The sequence below is a fragment of the Clostridium sp. ATCC 25772 genome (assembly GCF_001573875.1).
GTDB classification, from domain to species: Bacteria; Bacillota; Clostridia; order Clostridiales; family Clostridiaceae; genus Clostridium_J; species Clostridium_J senegalense.
The window spans coordinates 1-713 of record NZ_LFRG01000145.1 but is presented as its reverse complement, the minus strand read 5'-3'; the positions used below and the strand labels follow the sequence as shown (position 1 = coordinate 713).

Annotated in this window: 1 protein-coding gene; it reads left to right on the top strand. The window is 32.4% G+C overall.

Annotated elements, in window-relative coordinates:
- Positions 1–610: phage terminase small subunit (gene terS / locus AZI32_RS18645; protein WP_061997166.1), on the top strand; the 610-nt coding region annotated here is incomplete at its 5' end.
- Between the last annotated feature and the right edge of the window lie 103 nt (positions 611–713).

Here is a 713-nt window from a genome sequence, read left to right as displayed (position 1 = left end):
AGCTAAAGACAAATGGGTTGAAAAGTTAAATGGAGTACTCCAAAAAGAAATACAGAGTACTCCGAAAGAAAAACGTACCAAAGGTGGTCAGATAGGAAATAAAAATGCCTCTGGACCTCCTGGTAATAAACATGCAGTTAAGACAGGTGAGTTTGAAAGTATATTCTTTGACACATTAGAAGAAGAGGAGCTTAATCTAATAAGTAATATAGAAATAGAAAAAAAGAAACTACTAGAGCAAGAGATCCAGCTTCTAACAGTTAGAGAAAGAAGAATGTTAAAAAGAATAGAACTTTTAAAAGAAAAGGAAATGACGTTAGTTTCAACTAAAAGTGGTGTTGAAAAAGGCATGGACACAGAACTTAATGAATATGAAGCTACTTTAGGACAAATACAAAGTATAGAAGATGCCTTAACTAGAGTTCAAGATAAAAAGCAAAAGGCTATAGATTCTCTACATAAGTTTGAAATAGATGAACATAAACTAGAGCTTACAGTTATGAAGCTTGAACTTGAAATAATGAAGCAAGGTGGACAAGAAGATGAGGTTGAAGATGATGGATTTATAGGTGCTTTAGAAGCTCAAGTAGGTGATGCTTGGGATGATTAAGGATAGAATAAATAAACTTAAAGAAAAAGTAGCTAAAATGAAATCGTGTAGAGGTGTTAACACTATAAAAAAAGCTACTATAAAATTCAGCCCATTTTCTAAG